General features: G+C 70.0%; 21 protein-coding genes. 7 read left to right on the plus strand and 14 right to left on the minus strand.

The features are described from left to right. Positions 1-58: 58 nt before the first annotated feature. Positions 59-814 (minus strand): phosphoglyceromutase, encoded by a 756-nt coding sequence (locus ACQPZX_RS46675; RefSeq protein WP_433371042.1) that lies wholly within the window; start codon positions 812-814, stop codon positions 59-61. A 124-nt stretch (positions 815-938) separates the two neighbouring features. On the opposite strand from ACQPZX_RS46675, the gene ACQPZX_RS46680 reads away from it, so the two are divergent. Together ACQPZX_RS46680 and ACQPZX_RS46685 are read left to right on the plus strand one after the other, a co-directional pair. Continuing rightward, positions 939-2204, plus strand: coding sequence for an MDR family MFS transporter (locus ACQPZX_RS46680; protein ID WP_433371044.1), 1266 nt, complete (start codon positions 939-941; stop codon positions 2202-2204). 26 nt (positions 2205-2230) lie between these two features. Continuing rightward, complete coding sequence (locus ACQPZX_RS46685; protein WP_433371046.1) at positions 2231-3466, plus strand: MDR family MFS transporter; 1236 nt, start codon at positions 2231-2233, stop codon at positions 3464-3466. A gap of 322 nt (positions 3467-3788) precedes the next feature. Here the strand turns inward: ACQPZX_RS46685 and ACQPZX_RS46690 are convergent, their stop codons facing one another. Beyond that, positions 3789-4268 carry a YbjN domain-containing protein gene (locus ACQPZX_RS46690; RefSeq protein WP_433371049.1) on the minus strand — a complete coding sequence of 160 codons (480 nt, stop codon included), beginning with the start codon at positions 4266-4268 and terminating at the stop codon, positions 3789-3791. Beyond that, complete coding sequence (gene mshA / locus ACQPZX_RS46695) at positions 4262-5530, minus strand: D-inositol-3-phosphate glycosyltransferase (protein ID WP_433371051.1); 1269 nt, start codon at positions 5528-5530, stop codon at positions 4262-4264. Before mshA ends, ACQPZX_RS46690 begins: the two co-directional genes overlap by 7 nt. 130 nt (positions 5531-5660) lie before the next feature. Here mshA and ACQPZX_RS46700 point away from each other — a divergent pair, with 130 nt between their 5' ends. Both ACQPZX_RS46700 and ACQPZX_RS46705 read left to right on the plus strand, forming a co-directional pair. After that, positions 5661-6413 (plus strand): SDR family oxidoreductase, encoded by a 753-nt coding sequence (locus tag ACQPZX_RS46700; protein ID WP_433371054.1) that lies wholly within the window; start codon positions 5661-5663, stop codon positions 6411-6413. Beyond that, the gene (locus tag ACQPZX_RS46705) at positions 6410-7210 is read left to right on the plus strand and encodes a class I SAM-dependent methyltransferase (RefSeq protein ID WP_433371056.1); all 801 of its coding nucleotides are present in this window, start codon (positions 6410-6412) and stop codon (positions 7208-7210) included. Before ACQPZX_RS46700 ends, ACQPZX_RS46705 begins: the two co-directional genes overlap by 4 nt. Positions 7211-7216: 6 nt before the next feature. Here ACQPZX_RS46705 and ACQPZX_RS46710 read toward each other — a convergent pair whose 3' ends face one another. The 3 genes from ACQPZX_RS46710 to ACQPZX_RS46720 form a co-directional block, all read right to left on the minus strand. Beyond that, the gene (locus tag ACQPZX_RS46710) at positions 7217-8818 is read right to left on the minus strand and encodes a DNRLRE domain-containing protein (protein ID WP_433371059.1); all 1602 of its coding nucleotides are present in this window, start codon (positions 8816-8818) and stop codon (positions 7217-7219) included. A gap of 171 nt (positions 8819-8989) precedes the next feature. Continuing rightward, positions 8990-9394 carry a response regulator gene (locus tag ACQPZX_RS46715; RefSeq protein WP_433371062.1) on the minus strand — a complete coding sequence of 135 codons (405 nt, stop codon included), beginning with the start codon at positions 9392-9394 and terminating at the stop codon, positions 8990-8992. A gap of 81 nt (positions 9395-9475) precedes the next feature. Then, a complete protein-coding gene (locus ACQPZX_RS46720) occupies positions 9476-10702 on the minus strand; it encodes a S8 family peptidase (protein WP_433371064.1) in 1227 nt (408 codons plus the stop codon). 248 nt (positions 10703-10950) lie between these two features. Between ACQPZX_RS46720 and ACQPZX_RS46725 the strand changes: the two genes are divergently transcribed. Further along, positions 10951-11163, plus strand: coding sequence for a DUF7455 domain-containing protein (locus tag ACQPZX_RS46725; protein WP_433371067.1), 213 nt, complete (start codon positions 10951-10953; stop codon positions 11161-11163). A gap of 77 nt (positions 11164-11240) precedes the next feature. Next, entirely contained in the window at positions 11241-12986 is a 1746-nt protein-coding gene (locus tag ACQPZX_RS46730) for a PAS domain-containing sensor histidine kinase (protein ID WP_433371070.1), read from the plus strand. On the opposite strand, the gene ACQPZX_RS46735 is transcribed toward ACQPZX_RS46730, so the two are convergent. The 8 genes from ACQPZX_RS46735 to ACQPZX_RS46770 form a co-directional block, all read right to left on the minus strand. Beyond that, complete coding sequence (locus tag ACQPZX_RS46735; protein ID WP_433371073.1) at positions 12983-13840, minus strand: SRPBCC family protein; 858 nt, start codon at positions 13838-13840, stop codon at positions 12983-12985. The two genes, ACQPZX_RS46730 and ACQPZX_RS46735, sit on opposite strands and share 4 nt — an antisense overlap. Positions 13841-13917: 77 nt before the next feature. Then, on the minus strand, positions 13918-14643 hold the full coding sequence (locus tag ACQPZX_RS46740; RefSeq protein WP_433371075.1) for a hydrolase: 726 nt from the start codon (positions 14641-14643) through the stop codon (positions 13918-13920). Between the two features lie 102 nt (positions 14644-14745). Then, positions 14746-16305, minus strand: coding sequence for a methyl-accepting chemotaxis protein (locus ACQPZX_RS46745; RefSeq protein ID WP_433371078.1), 1560 nt, complete (start codon positions 16303-16305; stop codon positions 14746-14748). A 31-nt stretch (positions 16306-16336) separates the two neighbouring features. Beyond that, positions 16337-16573, minus strand: a complete 237-nt coding sequence (gene csrA / locus ACQPZX_RS46750) for a carbon storage regulator CsrA (protein ID WP_020513012.1) — start codon at positions 16571-16573, stop codon at positions 16337-16339. Positions 16574-16658: 85 nt separating this feature from the next. Continuing rightward, complete coding sequence (gene fliW / locus ACQPZX_RS46755) at positions 16659-17096, minus strand: flagellar assembly protein FliW (protein ID WP_433371082.1); 438 nt, start codon at positions 17094-17096, stop codon at positions 16659-16661. A gap of 2 nt (positions 17097-17098) precedes the next feature. Further along, positions 17099-18010: a flagellar hook-associated protein FlgL gene (gene flgL, locus ACQPZX_RS46760; protein ID WP_433371084.1), complete on the minus strand. Its 912-nt coding sequence runs from the start codon at positions 18008-18010 to the stop codon at positions 17099-17101. A 14-nt stretch (positions 18011-18024) separates the two neighbouring features. Beyond that, positions 18025-19428, minus strand: coding sequence for a flagellar hook-associated protein FlgK (flgK, locus tag ACQPZX_RS46765; protein ID WP_433371087.1), 1404 nt, complete (start codon positions 19426-19428; stop codon positions 18025-18027). Further along, the gene (locus ACQPZX_RS46770; RefSeq protein WP_433371090.1) at positions 19428-19913 is read right to left on the minus strand and encodes a flagellar protein FlgN; all 486 of its coding nucleotides are present in this window, start codon (positions 19911-19913) and stop codon (positions 19428-19430) included. The genes flgK and ACQPZX_RS46770 overlap by 1 nt, the downstream gene beginning before the upstream one ends. Positions 19914-20168: 255 nt before the next feature. Between ACQPZX_RS46770 and ACQPZX_RS46775 the strand changes: the two genes are divergently transcribed. After that, positions 20169-21455: a flagellin gene (locus tag ACQPZX_RS46775; protein WP_433371093.1), complete on the plus strand. Its 1287-nt coding sequence runs from the start codon at positions 20169-20171 to the stop codon at positions 21453-21455. Positions 21456-21554 lie beyond the last annotated feature (99 nt).

Here is a 21554-nt window from a genome sequence, read left to right on the forward strand (position 1 = left end):
TTCGCGCGAAAGGCCGGGACGCCACGGGGGCGTCCCGGCCTTTCTGCGTTCGTAAGACCTATCGGCCCTGGTTGGCGACCGCGGCGGCGGCGTCCTTCGCGGCCTCGGGGTCGAGGTAGGTGCCGCCCGGGTTGGTCGGGCGGAAGCTCTCGTCGAGGTCGTAACGCAGCGGGAAGCCGGTCGGGATGTTCAGCTTCGCGATCGCCTCGTCGGAGACGCCGTCGAGGTGCTTCACGATCGCGCGCAGCGAGTTGCCATGCGCGGCGACGAGCACGGTCTTGCCGGCCGCGAGGTCCGGCACGATCGCGTCGTACCAGTACGGCAGCGCGCGCTCGAGCACGTCCTTGAGGCATTCCGCCTTCGGCAGCAGCTCGGGCGGGAGCATCGCGTACCGCGTGTCGCCGGCCTGGGAGAACTCCGAGCCGTCCTCGATCGGCGGCGGGGGCACGTCGTAGGACCGCCGCCAGAGCATGAACTGCTCCTCGCCGTACGCGTCGAGGGTCTGTTTCTTGTCCTTGCCCTGCAGGGCGCCGTAGTGGCGCTCGTTGAGCCGCCACGAGCGCTTCACCGGAATCCAGTGCCGGTCGGCGATGTGCAGGGCGATCTCGCTGGTCCGGATCGCGCGGCGCAGCACGCTGGTGTGCACGACGTCGGGCAGCACGCCGTATTCCTTCAGCTGCTCGCCGCCGCGGCGGGCCTCGTCCTCGCCCTTGGCGTCCAGGTCCACGTCGACCCAGCCGGTGAAGAGGTTCTTGGCGTTCCACTCGCTGTTGCCGTGTCGCAGCAGCACCAAAGTCCCTGTCATGGGCTCCATCCTGCCCCAGCCCTTTTCGCACCGGACGCGGACCCTACGTGGCGACCACCACATGGAAAACGGCTTGCCGCGGCCCCTAGGTTGTAAGCGGGGAACGGATGATCAGGGCTTACGGGGAGATGGCGTGCGGGGTTGGTTAGGGCAGGCGGCGGGTGGATTGCCCCGGCAGTTCTGGTTCCTGTGGGTCGGCACGCTGATCAACCGCCTCGGGTCGTTCGTGGTGATCTTCCTGGCGATCTACCTCACCTCGGACCGGCACTTCAGCCAGAGCCAGGCCGGCCTCGTGATCGGCCTCTACGGCGTCGGCGGGGCCATCGGCACGACCGTCGGCGGGGTGCTGGCCGATCGCTGGGGCCGGCGGCCCACCATGCTGACCGCCCAGTTCGGTGCGGCGGCGTTGATGCTCACGCTGGGTTTCGCGTACGACTACTGGCAGATCCTCACCGTGACGTTCGCGCTCGGGGTCGTGACCGAGGCCGTCCGCCCCGCGTTCTCGGCCATGATGGTCGACGTCGTGCCCGACCGCGATCGGGTGCGCGCCTTCTCGCTGAACTACTGGGCGATCAACCTCGGCTTCGCCCTCTCCGCGGTCGGCGCCGGCCTGGCTGCCAAGGCCGACTACCTGCTGCTGTTCGTCGTCGACGCCGGCAGCACGCTGGTCACCGCGCTGATCAGCCTGGCCTTCCTGAAGGAGACGAAGCCCGCGACCACCCACGGCGCCCGCAAGCAGCCCAGCGGCGGCCTGGTGATGGCGCTGCGCGACCGCACGTACGTCGTGTATCTGATCATCAGCCTGGGCGGCGTGATCGTGATGATGCAGCACCTGTCGACGCTGCCGATCGCGATGGCGGCCGACGGGCTGTCCGCGGCGACGTACGGCTGGGTGATCGCCGTCAACGGCGTGCTGATCGTGCTCGGGCAGCTGTTCGTGCCGCGGCTGATCGAGGGCTACGACCGGTCCCGGGTGCTCGCCCTGGCGGCGCTGATCATCGGGGTCGGCTTCGGGCTGGTCGCCTTCGCCGACGCGGCGTGGTTCTTCGCGCTGACCGTGGTGATCTGGACGCTCGGCGAGATGCTGCAGTCCCCGTCCAACGCGGCCACCGTCGCGGCGTTGTCCCCGGCCACCCTGCGCGGGCGTTACCAGGGGCTCAACTCGCTGAACTGGTCGGCCGGCACGGCGCTGGCGCCGGTGGTCGGCGGCTTCACCCAGGAGCACCTCGGCGACGCGGCCCTGTGGATCGGATGTTTCGGGCTGTGCGTGCTGGTGGCGGTCGGTCACCTGATCACCGGGCCGCGCCGCGAGCGGCGGATCGAGCAGCTGCTGGCCGGCCCGGGCCTGCCCCCTGTGGTGGCCGAGCCGGTCGTCGACGACGATAAGCTGAGACTGTAAGGAGTCTTTCCTGATGGGGGGGCAGGGTGCGGAGCTGGCTGCGCGACACCGCCGGCGGTCTGCCCACGACGTACTGGTACCTCTGGGCCGGCCTGCTCATCAACCGGGTCGGCGGCTTCGCGGTCCTGTTCCTCTCGCTCTACCTGTCGTCCCAGCGGGGCGCGAGCCCGGCGCTGACCGGGCTGGTCGTCGGCACGTACGGGATCGGCGGGGTGATCGGCACCCTGGCCGGCGGCGTCCTCACCGACCGGTGGGGCCGCCGGCGCACGCTGGTCTCCTCCCACCTGGCCTGCGCCGCGGTCCTCACCGGGCTGGCGTTCTGCACCGACCTGTGGCTGATCGCGGCGCTGTGCGCGCTGCTCGGGGTGTTCCTCTCGGCGCCCGCGCCGGCGTTCGTCGCGGCGATCATCGACATGGTTCCGGCGGAGCGGCGGTCCCGCGCCTTCAACCTGGAGTTCTGGGCCTTCAACCTGGGCACGGCCGGGGCGTCGCTGCTGGCGGGCCTGTTCGCCGAGTGGAGCTACGTCGCCCTCTTCCTGCTGGACGGCGCATCGTCGCTGATCGCGGCGGTGGTGATCGCCCTCAAGGTGCCGGAGACGCTGCCGAGGACCGCTCCCGTGCGGAAGGAACACCGCGGAGGGCTACGCACCGTCCTGGCCGACCGCATCTTCCTGGTCTTCGCCGGGCTGACCCTGCTGCAGGCGCTGGTCTACACGCAGGGCAGCACGATCGTGCCGCTCGCCATGCGCGAGGACGGCCTGCGCGCGACCGCGTACGGCTCGGTGGTGGCGTTGAGCGGGGCGCTGATCGTGATCGGGCAGCTCTTCGTGCCGAGGCTGATCGACCGCCACCGCAAGGATCGGGTGCTGGCCTTCGCCCAGGCCGCGATGGCCCTCGGCTTCGGCGTGCTGGTCTTCGCCGACCGGCTGCCGGCCTACCTGGCCGCGGCCGTGGTCTGGACCGTGGGCACCATGCTCGCCGCTCCCCCGAACGCCGAGATCAACTCCGAGCTGGCCCCGCCCGCGCTGCGCGGCCGCTACCAGGCGGTGTTCTACCTGACCTTCCCGGCGGCGTCGTTCCTGGCCCCGGCGCTGGGCGGCGCAGGCTTGCAGTATCTGGGAAGCGCGCACTGGGCGGTTGTGGCCGGCGTGGGCCTGATGGCGGCGGCGCTGCATCTCGTGGCGGGCCCGAGCCGGGAGCGCCACGTGGAGGCTGTTCGCGAGGAGACCGCGGCGACAACGCTGCCGGCCGAAAAGCTCTGAAAACAATGCACCGGCGGCGGCGGACGACGCCCATCCCCATAGGCGTCGCCCGCACTAACCGCCGGTCTCGGGTCGCGCCGTCCCCCAACGGCATATGCCACCCGTCCCCAAACGCCGACCGCGGTGATCATTGCTGATCAACCAGTTCCCCGAACTAACGGTTCGGCGTCCATTGATTACGCTAGTTGGGGCGGTCAAGGCTTACAAGCCAGTTGGCTGTCTGCCATCTGTCTGGACCGTCACAGTCAACGACAAATGGCCGATCGGCGGATCGACCCGTCCGACGTCCGGCCCTCGGTCTCGCATGATTATGCAGGCGAACCTATGTCGGCGGAGCCAGGTGCTTGAAGGCCTGAAGATTCGCGAGCGACTCGCCGCGCTTCACGCGCCACTCCCATTCGCGGCGGATCGAGGAACCGAAACCGATCTCGAGCATCGTGTCGAAGGACTCGTCGGCGTAGGTGAGAACCGCACCCAGCAGGCGATCCAGCTCGTCCTCGTCCAGCGCCTTCAGCGACACGCGGCCGGTCAGATAGACATCGCCGGACGCGTCGATCGAGAACGAAACGCCGTACATCCGGGCATTTCTGCGTAGAAGCCACGCCCACAGCTCTTCGTGATTCTCGTCGGGGTGCCGCATCACGAAGGCCTCGATGCGCAACGCATGCTCGCCGACGATCAGATTGCAGGCGGTCTTGAGCTTGTGCGTGCCCGGAAGAGTCACGACATAGGAGGACTCGCCGGTCTTCTCCCATTCCAGCTCGCGCTCGGTGAGGGCCGTCTCGATAAGAGCATTTACCACGCGTACGCCTCCAGACGCGCCGCGATCATCGCGCGGTGCTGCACCACGGCCTCACGGTAGACCCGGAGCAGCCCCTCGGCCGTACGGTCCCACGAGAATCCGGAAGCGTGCGCGACCGCACCCGCGGACAGCGAGGCGCGCAGCCGCGGGGCGGCGAGCAGCGAGTCGAGCGCATGCGCCCAGTCGCGCGGGTCGTGCCCGTCGACCAGCAGGCCGCTCACCCCGTCGCGCACCGCCGTGACCAGCCCGCCCACCGCGGCCGCCACCACCGGCGTGCCGCAGGCCTGCGCCTCCAGCGCGACCAGCCCGAACGACTCGTTGTACGACGGCACCGCCACCACGTCGGCACATCGGTAGAGCGCGGCGAGGTCGTCCCCGGTCTGCGGGGGCAGGAACAGCACCCGGTCGGTGACCCCGAGCGAGGCCGCCAGCTCGATCAGCGAGCTGGGCCGGTCGAGCCCGCTTCCGCTCGGGCCGCCGCAGATCACCAGGGTCGTGTCGGGATTGTCCAAAAAGGGCAGAGCCGAGATCAGGACATCGGGCGCTTTCAGGGGCTGGATCCGCCCCACGAAAGCGACAATTCGCCCGCTCGGCGGGAGACCCAGGCGCGCTCGATCAGACGGTCCGGGCCGAAAGCGATCGAGATCCACACCGGGTTGCACCACCACGGTGTGCGCCGGCGGGGCGTCGTAGTAGGCCACCAGGTCCTGCGCCTCGAAGCGGGTGTTGGCGACGAGCCGATCGGACTCCGCGATCACCTGGTCCTCGCCGATCACCCGGGCCTTGGGCTCGGGCCGGTCGCCGGCCGCGATCAGCCTGTTCTTGACCTTGGCGAGGGTGTGCGCGGTGTGCACGTGCGGCACGCCCCAGCGCTCCCGGGCCAGCCAGCCCACCTGGCCGGAGAGCCAGTAGTGGGAGTGGATCAGGTCGTATCGGCCCGGCGGGTGCGCTGCCTCGGCACGCAGCACGCCGTTGGCGAACGCGCACAGCTGTGAGGGCAGATCCTCCTTGGCGAGCCCTTCGAACGGGCCGGCGGTGACGTGCCGGACGCTCACGCCGGGCGCCATCTCGACGACCGGGGGCAGCTCACTGCGGGTGGCCCGGGTGAAGATCTCCACCTCGACGCCGAGGCGGGCCAGCCGCTTCGACACCTCGACGATGTAGACATTCATGCCGCCGGCGTCGCCGGTACCGGGCTGTTCCAGGGGGGATGTATGCACCGAAAGGGTGGCGATGCGCCGCGGGGTCGGCCAGTCAACCACGATATTTCCTCCCGAAGCGGTCAAACGTAACGTTCACTTGTTACGTCCATGTCAATCTTCCCCATGCAAGTACTCCGAACCACCATGCAGGCGGCCGGGGGTGACTCAAGTCATCGGGAAGGATGGGTGCATGGTGAACATCGCAGTGGTGACGGGCGCATCCAGCGGAATCGGCGCGGCGACGGCCCGCCGCCTGGCCGGGGAGGGCTTCCACGTGGTCGTCGCGGCCCGGCGCGCCGAGCGGCTCGAGGCGCTGGTCAAGGAGATCGGCACGGCGACCGCGGTCGAGTGCGACATCACCGACGACGCCTCGGTGGCCCGGCTGAAGCAGGCGGTGGACGGGCTCGACGGCACGCTCACCCTGCTGGTCAACAACGCCGGCGGCGCGCGCGGGGCTGACGAGGTGGCCACCGCGTCGGTCGACGACTGGCAGTGGATGTACGAGGTGAACGTGCTCGGCACGCTGCGGGTCACCAAGGCGCTGCTGCCGGCTCTCGAGGCGAGCGGCCGCGGGACGATCGTGACGGTCGGCTCGACCGCGGGCTTCGTGGTCTATGAGGGCGGCGGCGGGTACACGGCGGCCAAGCACGCGGAGAACGCCCTGATGGGGACGCTGCGGCTGGAGCTCGCCGGCAAACCCGTACGCGTGATGGAAATTGATCCTGGGATGGTGCGCACCGACGAGTTCGCGCTCAAGCGCATGGGTGGCGACCAGGCCAAGGCCGACGCGGTCTACCAGGGCGTCCGCGAGCCGCTGACGGCCGAGGACATCGCCGACTGCATCACGTTCATGGCCACTCGCGCGCACCACGTCAACATCGACCGGCTCGTCGTGCGCCCGATCGCGCAGGCGGCGCAGCACAAGGTCGCCCGCGAGAAGTGAACAAACCGCTCGGCGCGATCACCCGGGGGACGACGAATCCCAACCGGTTGCGCCGCGTCGACAACTACATCGCGTACCGCTGCGGCGACCTGCTCCGCGCGGCTCCCGATCCGCTGGTGATCGACCTGGGTTACGGCGCGACGCCGGTCACGGCCGTGGAGTTGCGCGGCCGTCTGGCGACGGCCGTGCGCGAGGACGTCGCGGTCGTGGGTCTGGAGATTGATCCCGTACGTGTCAAAGCGGCGCTTTTGTTCGCCGACCCACCCCGTCTCGACTTCCGCCGGGGCGGGTTCGAGCTGGCGGGTCTGCGCCCGGTCGTCGTGCGCGCGTTCAACGTGCTGCGGCAGTATGCCGAAGACGAGGTGGCGGCGGCCTGGCGGCAGATGACGGCGACCGGGGCGCTGCTGGTCGAGGGCACCTGCGACGAGCTGGGCCGGATAGCGACCTGGGCGGTGGTCGAGGACGGCGAGCCGTCGACGCTGACGTTCTCGGCCCGGCTGTCCGATCTGGACCATCCGGCGACGTTCGCCGAGCGGCTGCCCAAGGCCCTGATCCACCACAACGTCGCGGGCGAGCCGATCCACGAGCTGCTGCACGCGCTCGGCCGGGCCTGGGATTCGTCGGCGACGCCGTTCGGTCCGCGGCAACGCTGGCTGGCCACCTGCCGGCGGATGCGCTCGGAGTGGCCGGTGCTCGACGGGCCGGCCCGGTGGGGTCGCGGCGAGCTGACCGTGCCCTGGAACAAGGTCGGGCCGGTCCTCCGCAGCGGACCGGCCCGACCCCAGGGGGGTGAGTAAAGCTCTCTAGTTGTCGATCTCGACGTCGAAGATCGGCGACGCCGCGACCTTCTTGAACGCGGCGAGGCTGTCGGCCGTCGAGTCCACCGCGATGTTGCGGTCGCCCTCGTCGTCCTTGGCGGTGTCGAAGTAGACGACCGCCTTGACCTTCGGGTGCTTCGCCAGCTCGGGCACCACGGTGGCGAACGCCGCGGCCTTGCTCGTCGGGTACGCGACGCGGTGGTACATGCCCCACTCGGCCACCATGATCGGCTTGCTCGGGTGGTTGGTGGCCGACCAGTCGTAGAAGCCGAGGCCGCCGCCGGTGGGCTTGCGGTCGAGCAGGCTGCCGAAGTCGCCGAAGTGGTAATAGCCCTTCTCGACGCTTACGTACGAGTCGAGGCCGATCCAGTCGACGACGTCGTCACCGGGGTAGAGGTCCTTCCACCACGACTGCGCCATCCACTTCTCGTTGCCCATGAGCGCGAGCACGTTGACCACATTGGTCACACCGTCGGCGCGGAGCCGCTCGATGACGTGCCGGTACATGGCCGCGTAATCCTTGGCGGTCATGCCCGAGCCGGCGGCGGTCTTGACGTCGTTCTCCGGCTCGTGGTGCAGGGCCAGGAAGAACTTCTGGGCGCCGTAGTTGGCCTTGACGTACGCGGCCCACGCGTCGATCCGCGCGTCCTTGTCGCCGGCCGCGACCTTGGCCCAGGTGGTGCCGTAGGCGACCTTCCAGTTGAGCAGCAGGACCCGCGGGTGCGCGGGGTCGCGGGTCATCGCGATCTCGGCCTTGGTCGGGAACTTCTCGTCACCCTTGTGGTAGGTGTGGTAGATCGCCGAGGTGCGGCCGGTGAGGGCCTCCCAGTTCTTGAGCGCGGTGTCGCGCGGGGTGTCGGTGAAGCCGCCGGCCGCCGCGCCCCACAGGACGCCGCAGCTCGGCACGAGCAGGTCACCGGTGGCGCAGGAGTCGGGCGCCGCCGTGGGGACCTCAGCCGGCTCGGTGGTCGCCGGCGGGGTGGTCGGGGTCGCCTCGGTGGCCGGGGCGTAGTTGATCACCAGGCGCGGGCCGGCCGTCCTCTGGTCGCCGGACTCGGCCGACAGGAACCGGGTCATCGCGGTGGCCGACGCCGAGCGCAGCGCGAACGCGTACGTCCCCGCCTTGGTGACCGCGCCGGTGAGGTCGATGGTCACGGAGGAGTCGGTGGTCCGCGGCACGGCCGAGCCGGCCGCCGTCGCGCCGATCGCCGGCAGGTTGCCGCCGGTGATCGTGTCCTCCGACCAGGCGCCGGTCACCGGGTACGCGCTGATCCGGGCCGCCTCCGGCTGACCGTCGTACGGGAGGATCAAACGGGCGTTGGTGATGGTCGCCCCGGCCGGGAACGAACCGGTCGCGAACCGCACGAACGACGTCTTGGTCTCGCCGTCGACGGTGCCCGCGACGAGCTTCTCGGCGGCGCCGTAATTAGTGTTCGTGCGCGCGCTGGAGACGTACGCGTCATCGCCGGCGAAGACAGTGCGGATCGCCGGCGTGGTCGCCGCGTCCGCCGTTCCCGAGATACCGAAGCCGGCGCACACCGCCGCTCCGATCGCCGCCGCGCCGATCGCTGTCTTTCTGGCCCCCACGTCGTTACCCCCGTGAATAGTCGAATCCCTCGTTCGAACTCCACGGTCGGCCGGTGCGGGTGCCGGCCAGTTGTATGCGGGGGTGCAGATGGGGTGCGGCCGATGTGGACGGTCGCGGCACAGAAAAGCGCCGCCGTCAGGTCGACGGCGGCGCTTCCCGTACCTCTATATCTAGGGTGTGGCGTTCTCCGTCAGCACCGAGCGCAGCGCCTCGATGAGCAGCTCGGTGCTGAACGGCTTCTTGACCAGGAGAGCGTCCGGCTCGATCAGGCCGTCGGCGACGGCCATCTCCTTGGGCAGGCCGGAGATGTAGACGACCCGCATGGCGGGCCGCAGCTCGGTGGCGGAACGGGACAGCTCGCCACCGGACACCCCGGGCAGGCCCAGGTCCGTGACCAGGATGTCGATCTCGCCCGGGTGGTCCCGGCAGACCGCGATGGCCTGCTGCGGATCGCCGGCGACCAGGGTCGAGAAACCACGGCGTTCGAGCATCCGCCGCATGATGTCGCGCAGGTCCTCCTCGTCGTCGACGACGAGGACGGTCGGTCGGTCATCCGTGTCGGGCGCCTGCGACATGGGTCCTCCTCCGGTACGCGTCGAGTTCCCTCACGCTAACGGCGCCAGGTTGCACCAACCGGCCTTTGCGACATCCCGCCGTCAGCGGCCCTTCGCCTGCGCCGCGCCGGTGAGCGGGCCGGTGAACAGGAGCTTGTTCGGCGAGCCGGTGCCCGGGTTGCGCACCAGGCCGGATCCCGCGCGGCCGACCAGGTCGTTGCGCACCTGGGCCGGCGTCCAGTCCGGGTGGGCGGCGAGCACCAGCGCGGCCGCGCCGGCCACGTGCGGGCTCGCCATCGAGGTGCCGCTCATCAGCTTGGTGCCGGTGTTGGAGTCGCTCGCCGCGGACTCGATCCGGACGCCGGGCGCGAAGATGTCGAGACACGACCCGTAGTTCGAGAAGGTGGCGCGGGTGTCGTTCTGGTCGGTCGCGCCCACTGTGATCGCGTTCGGGTCGTGGGCCGGGGACTGCTTGCACGCGTCCTGGTGGTCGTTGCCGGCCGCGACGACGTAGGTCACGCCCTTGGCGATCGAGCGGTCGACCGCGTCGTCGAGCGCCTTGCTGACCGTGCCGCCGAGGCTCATGTTGGCCACGGCCGGCTTCACCGCGTGCGCGGTGACCCAGTCGATGCCGGCGATGATGTTCGAGTACGACCCGCTGCCGTTGCAGTCGAGCACGCGTACCGAGACCAGCTTGATGTCCTTCGCAACGCCGTAGGTGGCGCCGCCGATCGTGCCGGCCACGTGGGTGCCGTGTCCCTTGCAGTCGTCGGCCTTGGCGTCCTTGTCGACGAAGTCCCAGCCGCTCACGGCCCGGCCGCCGAACTCCTTGTGGGTGGTCCGGACGCCGGTGTCGATCACGTACGCGGTGACGCCGGCGGCCGAGGGCGCGGTGTACGACTTCGACAGCGGCAGGGTGCGCTGGTCGATGCGGTCCAGGCCCCAGGCGGGAGTGGGTCCGGCGGCGGTGGCGACCATGGCGTCCTGCTCGACATAGCGGACGGCCGGGTCGGCGGCGAGCCGGGCGGCCCGGGTCGCGGTCATGGTCGCGTGGAAGCCGCGTACGGCGGTTGTATAGGTGTCGGCGATCTGGCCGCCGTACCGTTGAATGAGCTGGCGCGAGACGGCGCCGACGCCGGAGTCACCCGGCTCGAGCACCACGATGTAGCTGTTCGCGATGGCGTCGGCGGAGCCGGCGTCGATGATGACGCCGGTGGGCGCCACGGGCGGAGCGGCAAAGGCGGCGCCGGCTGCTCCGCAGAGCGTGGCAGCGGCGGCGCCGGTGATCAGCGCGACGCGGGTGGCGAGACGGCCGGTGTCGATACGCAAACTGATGGGTCCTCTCGGGTTTGGGTGCCTCACCTCACCGGGGAGACAGGCATGCCGGAGTCGGCTGAGGGAAATGGTGGAGAAGGCGCCGTGCCGGACCGGGATCCTCCCGGTGGCAGCTGCGGTGCAGCGTTTTCCGCCCAGCGCGGACGGGCCGGAACACCGGAGGTAAAGAGCTAAGGCTGTGCATCGGAGGGCCGATCTACCCGCTGTACCGCTGCACACCGCCACCGAGCAAGGAGAGCGATATGACCAGCCTGCTGTCGCCCGAGATCACCACGTCCGACGAGCTGACCGACCGCTGTGACCGTTGCAGCGCGGCCGCGAAGCTGGTCGTGAGCCTGACCAGCGGCGGCGAGCTGTCCTTCTGCGGCCACCACGCCAACCGGCACCGCGACGACATCCTCCGGGTCGCCGAGCGCGTCGTGCTCGAGGAGGGCTTCGAGTGGGCGGGCAAGTAACCGCTTGACCCCATACGCCGCGATATGCTCGATTCCTCTTATATGAGGGGAATTGTGTGCAAATAGCGGCGCGTGACGTGGGCAGGCTCTCCCGGCTGACCGCCGGGTGCGCCGGCGTCGCGGTCGCCGTGATCGGACTTTTCGCAACACCGAGGCCGCCGGGTGGAGTTCTCTCCGACCCGGCGGCCGCGCTCGTTCCGGCCGGGCTGGCGCTGCTGCTGCAGGCGCTGCCCCGCACCCACCGGGCCGTCCGCGTGCTCGCGCTTCTGCTCGCCCTGCTCGCCGCCGCCACCGGCGCGGCCTCGCTCGGCGACCACCCGGCCGCGGCGGCGGCCACCCTCCTCGCCGGGCTCGGCCTGGCCTGCCTCGACGTCCGGGTCGCGCGGTCCCGCTTTCGCGTCGCCGACCCGCTGGTCGCCGGGGCCGCGATCATCGCGCTGGTCGCGCTCGTGCCCCGGATGTTCGATCCGACCTTTCCGTCCGGCCGCGGTCCCGGCGGCGTGATGGCCCCGGCGGCGGCCGGCGGGCTGCTCGCCCTCGCCCTCGGCACCGTGCTGGCCCGCCCCGAGACCGGCCCGCTGCGCACCGCCGACACGGTCGCCGGCCCGGGCACCACCGTGCGCCGGATGCTGCCGGTCCTGATCGCGGTGCCGGCCATCGCGGCGCTGGTCAGCGCGCTCGCCGCGCGCAGCGGGATCGGCCGCCCGGCCGCCGCGATCAGCACCGGGGCGGTGCTCGCCGCGCTCGCCCTGCTCGGGCTGGTCGGCTATCTGGTGCGCACGCTCGACAGCGCCGACCGGCGGCAGCGCCGGCTGGTCGGCGAGCTGCACGACCGGCAGGAGTTCGCGGCCACCCTGCTGCAGTCGATGAACGAGGCCGTGATGGTGCTCGACGCCAACCACCGGCTGATCGACGTCAACCGGCGCTGGCGGGAGCTGACCGGGCACGGGCCGGACGAGCCGATCCGCCTCGACCCCGAGCTGCCGCCGGCCGGGGGCGGCGACTGGCTGATGCCCCGTGTCGACGGGACGGCCGTCCCGGTGCTGGCCACCGTCGCGGCCATTCCGGACGAGGAGGGCGCGCCGCGCGCGTACGTGGCGACCTACGTCGACATCGGCGCCCGCAAGCAGGCCGAGGAGTCGCTCGGGGCGCAGAACGCCGAGCTGCGCGAGGCCAACTCCCGGCTCGAGGCGGCGCTGGCCTTCAAGAACGACCTGACCTCGATGCTCACCCACGACGTCGCGCAGCCGATCAGCTCGATCGCGAGCCTCGCCGAGCTGCTGCGGGCCGACTGGGCCGACCTGCCCGACGACATCCGGCTCGAGCTGGCCACGAAGATCGACAAGAACACCCAACGGCTGATCAAGATGATGAACGACCTGCAGCTGCTGTTCCGCCTGGACACCGGGTCGGTGACCGCCCGGCGCGCGCCGGTGCCGCTGCTCGAGGTCGCCTCGCAGGCCGCGGCCGGCCACGACGTCGAGATCGCCATCGACGAGGACGTCGCCGTGCTGGCCGACTCGGGACACGTACGCGTGGTCACGCAGAACCTGGTCACCAACGCCCTCGCCTACGGCGACCCGCCGGTGCGGATCGCCGCCCGCCGCCGGGGCGAGCTGGTCGACCTCGTCGTGCAGGACAGCGGCCCGGGAGTTCCGGAAGAGCTGGTGCCGAGCCTGTTCGGCCGGTTCATGCGGGGGGCGGGGCTCGGGCTGTTCATCGTGCGGCACCTGGTCGAGGCGAACGGCGGCTCGGTCCGCTACGAGCGGGCCGAGCCGCGAGGAGCACGCCTCATAGTCACCTTGGAGGCAGCGCCTATCTAGGCGCCGCCGGAACCTCGGTCCTCTTCGTTGATCATGCCGTCGCCCCAGCTGTCCTTGTGGGTGGTGCGGCCGCCCATCGGGGCACTGCCGGCCGCGCCGCCGCTGATCGGGCCGGACTTGGCGATCCGGCGGCCCGGCGCCAGCACGTCGTCCAGATCGTGCTCGCTCCGGATGCCCGGCGCGGAGGTGATGTCGACGTTCGTGCCGGCGTTGGTCGCGAGGTCATGACGGGGCAAATTGGCCCGGCTCGCGTTGCTCTGCTCGGCCGCGCTCGTGCCCCAGCCGGCGCCCGGATGCGGGTTGCGGTTGCGGATCCGGGCCGCCACCGCGGCCGGGCTGGCGGCGGCGTTGTTCATGGTCGACAGCCGCTTCGTGCTCGCGCCGGCGGTCGGGCGCTTCGGCGAGGGCCGGGAGCCCACCGGCTTGGGGCGCCCGCCCAGCACGCCGCTCTCCACCAGGCCCTTGAAGGTGGTCAGGTCCTCCTTGAGCCGCCTGGTCAGCGAGGCCTGGCCATGCCGGTCGCTCGGCATGAGAAAGGCGATGTCCGCCTCGAGCTGGGCCACGACCTGCGTCTTCGTCTCGCCCAGCGGGCGCAGCGTCAGCGTTTCCGCGAGCAGCGGCCCCTCCGTGGTCGACCAGGAGACCCGCTCGTCGAGGGAGCGCTCGGTGATCTGCGCGTCGAACTCGCGTCGCTTGCCGTCGACGTCCATGATCCAGTGCGTCTGGTCGGCGCCGATCGCGGTGACCTCGCGGACCCCGCTCATGAACCGCGGGTAGTTCTCGAACGCGGCGAGCTGCTCGTACACCGTGTGCAGCGGTGCACTCACCTCGATGGCCTGCTGAACCATACTCATCGCATCTCTCCCATGCCTCGGATGATCCTGGCATGATCGAGCGTACGGAGACGGCTACTGATCGTGTTCGTTTTCGGTCACACGCGGCGCAGGTACTGCCAGTGGCCGACCTCGGCCGCGTACCGGGCGTCACTCGCGGGCACGAGCGTCACCCCCGCCGCGCGAAGCGACGCGACGAGCCGGGCGGACGGGCTGCGCCACGCCTCGCTGATCTCCACGACCGTGCCGGTCTCGCGGCAGGCGGCAGCGAGCGCGGACACCAGATCCGGGGTGATCACGGCGTCGTCCAGGCCGACCTGGGCGAGCAGGCTCAACGGGCGGGCGAGCTGGGTGGGCGCGTACCGGGAGGCGCGCTCGATCCCCTGCACCGTGGCGCCGATCAGCCCCTCGGCGACCCGCTCGGGGCTGAGCTCGCCGGCGGCCAGCATGGCGCGCACCTCGCGCGGGCCGTACAGGCCGCCGGGCAGGGGAAGGCGGGAGACCGCGACCGAGACCGCCTCGAGGTGGCTCAGGTCGGCCGGCCAGGCCAGCCAGCCGTCCGGCTGGACGACCTCGACCTCGGCGGCGACCCGCAGCGTCATCTCGGTGCGCTGGCGGGCGCGGCGCACGGCGTCGGCGTACGCGGAGAGCCACGTGGTGTCCGGGCCGACCTGGTCGGCGAAGGTGAGCGCGGTGAGGCCGGCCTGGTCGGCGGCCGAGACCACGACGCCGACGCTGTCCCGACCGGCCGCGAAGCCGGTGTGCACATGCGCGTCCATCGTCAGGTCCAGGGCATCGATCACCGATTCCCGCTCTGCGTCCACCTGTGGCTCCCCGGCTCCGAGTCGACGGGCTCTTCCCGTCCTGACACAGAGTGGGGTCCAGGGGTTGACAAGCTCGGTCTGCGGGCGGTGCAGTCCGGTTATCTACAAACGGAACGCCCCGACAAGTCCGCGCAGCTCATCGGCGGTCCGCGCGACCTCGCTCGACGCCTGGCGGGTCTGCTCGACGCCCTGCACGGCGGTGGCGCTGGCGGCCGCCACGTCCGAGATGTTGCCGGCGATCCGGGACGAGCCGCTGGCCACCTCGGCGATGCTGCGGCTCATCTCCCCGGTGGTCGCGGTCTGCTGCTCGACCGCCGACGCGATGGTGGTCTGGAAGTCGTTGATCTGCGCGATGACGTCGGAGATGCGGGAGATCACCTCGACCGCGCCGCCGGTGTCCTGCTGGATCGCGGTGACCCGGGTGCCGATGTCCTCGGTCGCCTTCGCCGTCTCCTGCGCCAGATCCTTGACCTCGGAGGCGACCACGGCGAAGCCCTTGCCCGCCTCGCCGGCCCGGGCGGCCTCGATGGTGGCGTTGAGCGCGAGCAGGTTGGTCTGCTCGGCGATCGCGGTGATCAGCTTGATCACGTTGCCGATCTCCTCGGACGAGGCGCCGAGCTGGCGGATCGTCTCGGTGGCCCGGGCCGCCTCGGCCACCGCCACGCCGGCGATCTGCGCGGCCTCGCTGGTGTTGCGGGAGATCTCGCGGATCGACAGGCCCATCTGCTCGGAGCCCGCCGCGACCGACTGCACGTTGCGAGAGATCTCCTCGGCCTCGGTGGAGGCCGCCGACGTCTGCCGGTCGGTGTCGCCGGCCGCCTGGGCGATCTGCGCGGCGACCGCGGACAGCTGGCCCGCGGCGCTGGCGAGCTCGTCGGCGTCCTTGCCGATCGTCTGCAGCGAGGTGTGGATCGAGTCGAGCGCGCGGTCCAGGCCGGCGGCCATCGTGCCGAGCTCGTCGCGCGCGGTGATGCCGCTGCGGGCGGTGAGGTCGCCGGCGGACACCCGGTCGATCACCGTGCCGAGCCGGCGCACCGGGACCAGGATCGAGCGGGCCATCGGGACGGCCAGGCCGACGAGCAGCGCGAGGCCCGCGGCGGCCACGGCGATGACCGTCCAGCGGGTGGACTTGACCGTGCCGCGCATGTCGGCGCGCTCGGTCGCGACGGCAGCGGTCACCTCGTCGACCAGGCCGCCCAGCTCGTCGTCGGTCACGTGGTTGCGGTCGGAGATCTCGCCGAGCCGCGGTCGCACGGACGACACGTTGTTCTTGGCGTCGGTGGCGAAGCTGGTGATGAACTCGCTGAACGAGGTGAAGTCGGACCGGTAGCCGGCGAACTTCGACGCCATCGCGGACGGCAGGCCGGCGGCATCCACGGCGTCCGCGGCCTCGGTCGAGGACTGCACGTCGTCGGCGACGTCCTGCGTGACGTCCTGGCCCAGAGCCGAGCGGTACGCGTCGACCTTGAGCTCGCTCTGCCGGGTGTCCAGGTGGTTGAGCGCGGCGAGGCCGGCCTCGAGGCCCGCCACCGTGGCGCTCTGCTTGCTCAGCTGCTTCTGGCTGGCCACGGTGATGATCGCGAGCGCCGCGAGCGCGACAGCGCCGGTCACCACGATCAAGGTCAGCCGTTTGGCAATGCCCAATTCCGCGAGCCGCGACATGAATCTCCCCGCTACACGCCGGAGGAGCTCTTCACTCCTCCGGCGTCTGCAGCATCTCGGTTACCGCCCGGACCGCATCTTCGGTGGGCGAGGCCGCCTCGCGGTTGGCCGCCTGCAATTCCCGGAACACTTCCTCGCGATGGACCTGCACGTCGCGCGGGGCCTGAATTCCCAGGCGGATGACGTCCCCGCGCGCTTCGAGAACCGTGATGATCACGTCGTTCCCGATCATCACGCTCTCCCCCGCCCGCCGGGTCAGCACAAGCATCGTCCGGTGCCCCCCTCCATCCGTGGACGGACAGCATCGCGAGGGGCGCGGTCACAATTACGGTGGCCGCGCCGGCGACAGGACGTCAGTAGGCCCGGTGCATGATCGCGCGGACCGGGTACCCGGAGCCGCTGAGCACGACCTGCATGGCCCGCATGCTGTCCCGGTCGAGCACGATCGGAGCGAGCAGGTTGGCCGTGGTCTCGTCCACGCCGGCCGTGATGACGGTCATCAGGAGCAGGCGGTCGGGGTCCTTGGTGTTCAGGGCCGCGAAAACCTCGTTCTCGATCTCCGGGGCGTAGTCCGGGAAGAACGGCTCCGGCGGGGCCACGAGGAAGCGCAGCTCCGGGTCCTGGATGGACGTGAAGGCGTAGAGCAGTCCGTCGTCGTTGAGCCGCACCAGGACGAAATCCCGGTGTGCCGGGAACCCGGGCATGGGAACGGCCATGGTGATGGTCGGCAGACCCAGCGAGGGGTCGATCACGGTGGCCTCAATCGGACGGGACGCGGTGCGAGTACTCATGGTCACCTCAGGAAATCGATGAGCGAGGGCTGGATCACCTTGGCCGTGGCGGCCAGGGCGGCCTGATACGAGGTCTGCTGGATCTGCAGCTCCATGATCGCCTTGGGCAGGTCGACATCCTCGATGTCGGACAGCTGCGACGACACGGATAACAAATGGTCGTCCGCGGACTGCTTCATCTGTTCAACCCGATTATATCGGGCGCCTACATCCGAAAGCGCGGATTTTAGGAAATCGTGGGCGGTATCGAGATTTTCCAGGCTCTTGTTCAGGGTGTCCTGATCGTTGTTCCGGATGCTCTTCGAAATGGTGTCGAGCACCGTAAACAACTCGGTGTCCGTACCGGGCGTGCCGAACGCCTCCGGGCCGGATGTCTCGATGCGCACCTTGGCATTCGGGCCGACCGTGCGCGTCGTCGGATTCTCGTTGCCGACGTACTTGTACTCGCCGGTCGTCTGATCCGCCTCGTACGCGACGCCGCCCGGGGTGGTGCCGCCGAAGACCGGACGGTTCATGTACTTGGCGTTGGCCTGGCCGAGCAGCGTCTCCCGGACGTTGTCGATCTCGACGGCCAGCGCCTCCCGCGACTCGTCGCTGTTGGACGAGCTCAGGGCCTGCACGGTCAGATCGCGTACCCGAATGATCGAAGTGGACGCGTCGCCGAGAGTGTCCTGAATGGTGCCGAGCCAGCCGAGGCCGTCGTCGGCGTTGCGCCCGTACTGCTGGGTGGCCCGCACCTCGCCACGCAGCTGGAGCGACGTCACCGTGCCGGTCGGCGAGTCCGACGGCCGGGTCAGCACCTTGCCGCCGGAGATCTGCGACTGCAGCTTCTGTCCGCGCGCGAGGGACCGTTGCAGGTCGCCGAGCGCCTTGTTGGCCATGCTGGTGTCGGTGACCCTGCTGGGAATTGTCATGGTTCACTCCCCGATTAGCGGCCCACCAGGCCCGTTCGGTTGATCAGCTGATCGAGCATGGAGTCGATCGTGGTGAGCACGCGCGAAGCCGCCTCATAACCGCGCTGATAGGTGAGCAGATTGGTCATTTCCTCGTCGAGGTTGACCCCCGACTCGGCCTCGCGGGAAACGTCGACCTGATCCCGTACGGAATCCTGGATCTCGCTGCGGCGCCCCGCCGCCTGCGCCGAGACGCCGAGCCGGCCGATCATGGCCTGGTAGGTGGCGTCCGGACCGGTCGCGGAGTTCCCGACGTCGGCGAGCGCGTCGGCGACGTTGTGGTCGAGGGCCGGCGCGGTCGGGTCGTTGGGGTCGCCCTTGGAGAACGCGACCTCTTCCGGCCCGCCGATCGCCACGCCGATCGTGGCCGCCGTGGTGCCGGTGAAGAAGTCCGTGCCCGGGGTTCCGTCCATCGTGAACCCGCCCGTCTGGGCCCCGTTCACGGTGTCGTGGATGCTCTTGGCGACCGCGTCCAGGTCGGTGAGGATGCCCGGGATGATGGTGTTCATCGTGTCGAGCATGGCGCCCATGGTGCCGCCGGGGGTGGCGTTCTCCTTGGTGTCGGTCCACTGCAGCGCCACCTGGTTGCTGGCGTCGATGCCGTCGAGGGTGGTGGGACCGGTGAGCTTGAGGGAGCGGGCATCGAAGCCCTCGACCAGGGCGGTGCTGCCGACGAACACGTTGACGGCGCCGTTCGGCGTGGCCTGCGCGCTCGCGCCGACCAGCTCGGAGAGCTGCATGATGTTGCGGTCGCGCTGGTCCTGGAGCTCGTTGGCGGGCAGGCCGGCCTGCTGCGCGATGACGATCTCGTGGTTCATGTCGGCGATCGACGAGGCCATGGAGTTGACCTGATCGACGTACGCGCCCATCTCGCCGTTCTGCGACTTGAACTGGTTGGACAGCGCCGCGTGCGTGTCGTTGAGCGTGATCGCCACGGTCTTGCTGCGCTCGATCAGCGCGGTCCGGGTGGACGGGTCCTGCCAGTTGTTGGCGACGTCGTTCCAGCCGTCCCACATGTCGTGCAGGCGGGCCTGCAGCGCGGTGTCGCTCGGCTCGGCCAGCACGCTCTCGATCCCGTCGTACGTGGCCTTCTGACTGGACAGGTACGCCGAGTTCGCGTGCTCGGTGCGCCCGCGCTCCTCGAGGTACGTGTTCCGGCCGCGCTCGACGCCGGCGACCGTGACACCGGTGCCGACCTGCTCGGTCGTGGAGTAGACGCCGGGGTTGAGGCTGCCGGTCTGCGCCTGCATCCGCACCCGCTGCCGGGTGTACCCCTCGGTGTTGGCGTTCGCGATGTTCTGCCCGGTGACATCCAGGCCGCGGCGCTGCGCGTAGAGCGAGGTGAGCGCCGTGTTGATACTGCCGAAGCTGCTAGCCATCAGATCGCCTCATCAACCAGGCTGGAGCGGCGGACGCCGCCGGAAACGGTCTGGCCCTGCGGTCCGTACGTTTCCACAGTTTCGGCGAACGCGAGCATGGTTTCGCGTGCTGCGCGCTGGCCGGCCGTGAGCAGGTCGCGGTTGACGTCGGCGAGCGCGCCGATCTCCGAGGTGAGCATGAGGAACGCCTTGCGGTGCTGGTGAAGAAGGTCCGACCAGGGCGGGGGCGCGGCGTCGGCGAGCTGGCCGAGCGAGGCCTCGGGGTCGAGGCCGAGCTCGACGGCGACGTCCTGCGAGTACGCGGCCCGGATGACCTCGGTCTGCCGGATCTGGTCGAGCACCACCTCGACCTCGCGGGTGGCGTGGCTGAGCCAGCGTGAGCGATTGGAAGCGAGGAGCAGCTGCTCCTCCTCGAGCTTGAAAAGCAGCATCTCCAGCAGCTCACGTGATCGCCACAGGACGCTGGCCAGGTCGGTCAGGCTCACCCTGGTCCTCCGTCTCGCTTCTGGTAGGGCGTGCCCCCTCGACATGCCCGCTCATTCGGACAGGTCGGCACGTCCGCCGCTCCGCTGAGGGATTTCGCCCGATCGGGCCTTCCCGGGCTTTCTTCCGGTTCGCCGGAAAAGGGCGAATAAATCTCGGAGACTGCTCATGACTGTCGGCGGCACGCCGATCGGACCCGGCGTAACGCCACGGCTCACGGATGGGCCGGTCAGACCCTATTCAAGGAGGACAAACTAATGGGTCTCCGCATCAACCAGAACATCGCCGCTCAGAACGCCTACCGGAACCTGTCGGTCACCGACAGCCAGATGTCGAAGTCCCTGGAGAAGCTGTCCAGCGGTTTCCGCATCAACCGGGCGGCCGACGACGCGGCCGGCCTCTCGATCTCCGAGGGTCTCCGCGCGCAGATCGGCGGTCTCAAGGTCGCCGTGCGCAACACCCAGGACGGCGTCAGCGTCGCGCAGACCGCCGAGGGTTCGCTCAACGAGGTCACCTCCATCCTGCAGCGCATGCGTGACCTGGCGGTGCAGGCGTCGAACTCCGGCGCCACCGACTCCGACGCGGCCGCCGCTGCCAACAAGGAGATGACGCAGCTCAACGCCGAGCTGGACCGCATCGGCAGCACCACCGCGTTCGGCAAGCAGAAGCTGCTCGACGGCACCTTCGGCGCCACGGTGAAGACCGCCCACGCCGCTCCGACGACCCCGGGCACCGCGGGCGCGAACGACATCGACGCCGTCAACGGCGCCGTCGCGACGGCTCCGGCCAACACCCAGGCCGCCTGGAGCTTCACGCTGAAGCAGGTCGGCGGTTCCACCACGTCGCCCAACGGCGTCGACCTCACGCAGGCGGGCAGCGAGATCACGGTCAACGTCGCCAAGGTGGCCTCCGACGCGTCCCCGCAGGACATCGCCAAGGCGGTCAACGCCGGCCTCCAGGACGCCCTGAAGGCCGCCGGCTACCAGGGCAACGAGGTCACCATGTCGGCGAAGGTCGACGCCAACAACATCACGACGTTCTCGATGAGCGGCGCCGGTGACTTCGAGGTCGGCGACACCACCAACGTCCTCGGCACCGACCTGAAGATCGACACGTCGTCCACCGCCACCACCTCGTCGCTGGTGACGACCGGCGGCAACAAGGGCGCGTTCCAGGTCGGCGCGAACGCCAACCAGAAGATCAACATCCAGATCGGGGCCGTGGACTCCGCGAACCTCGGCACCGCGGCGCTCGACCTGTCCAACGACCCGGACGGCGCGATCACGGTCATCGACAAGGCGCTGCAGTCGGTCTCCGACTCGCGTGCCTCGCTCGGCGCCTACCAGAACCGCTTCGACCACACCATCAACAACCTCAACGTCGCGGTGGAGAACCTGTCCGCGTCGGAGTCGCGTATCCGTGACACCGACATGGCGCAGGAGATGGTGTCGTACACCCGGGCGCAGATCCTGACCCAGGCCGGCACGTCGATGCTGTCGCAGGCGAACCAGTCCGCGCAGAACGTGCTCTCGCTGCTCCGCTAACCGAGTTACCACCCTTCCGAACTGAATACGTAACGCTCACGGCCGAATAGGTGGGGGTAGCTGGCAGACGGCGCCGGCTACCCCCGCTCCTTTTCCGCA

Origin of the sequence: Actinoplanes sp. CA-142083, from assembly GCF_050942195.1 — a bacterium.
Classification (GTDB): Bacteria; Actinomycetota; Actinomycetes; order Mycobacteriales; family Micromonosporaceae; genus Actinoplanes.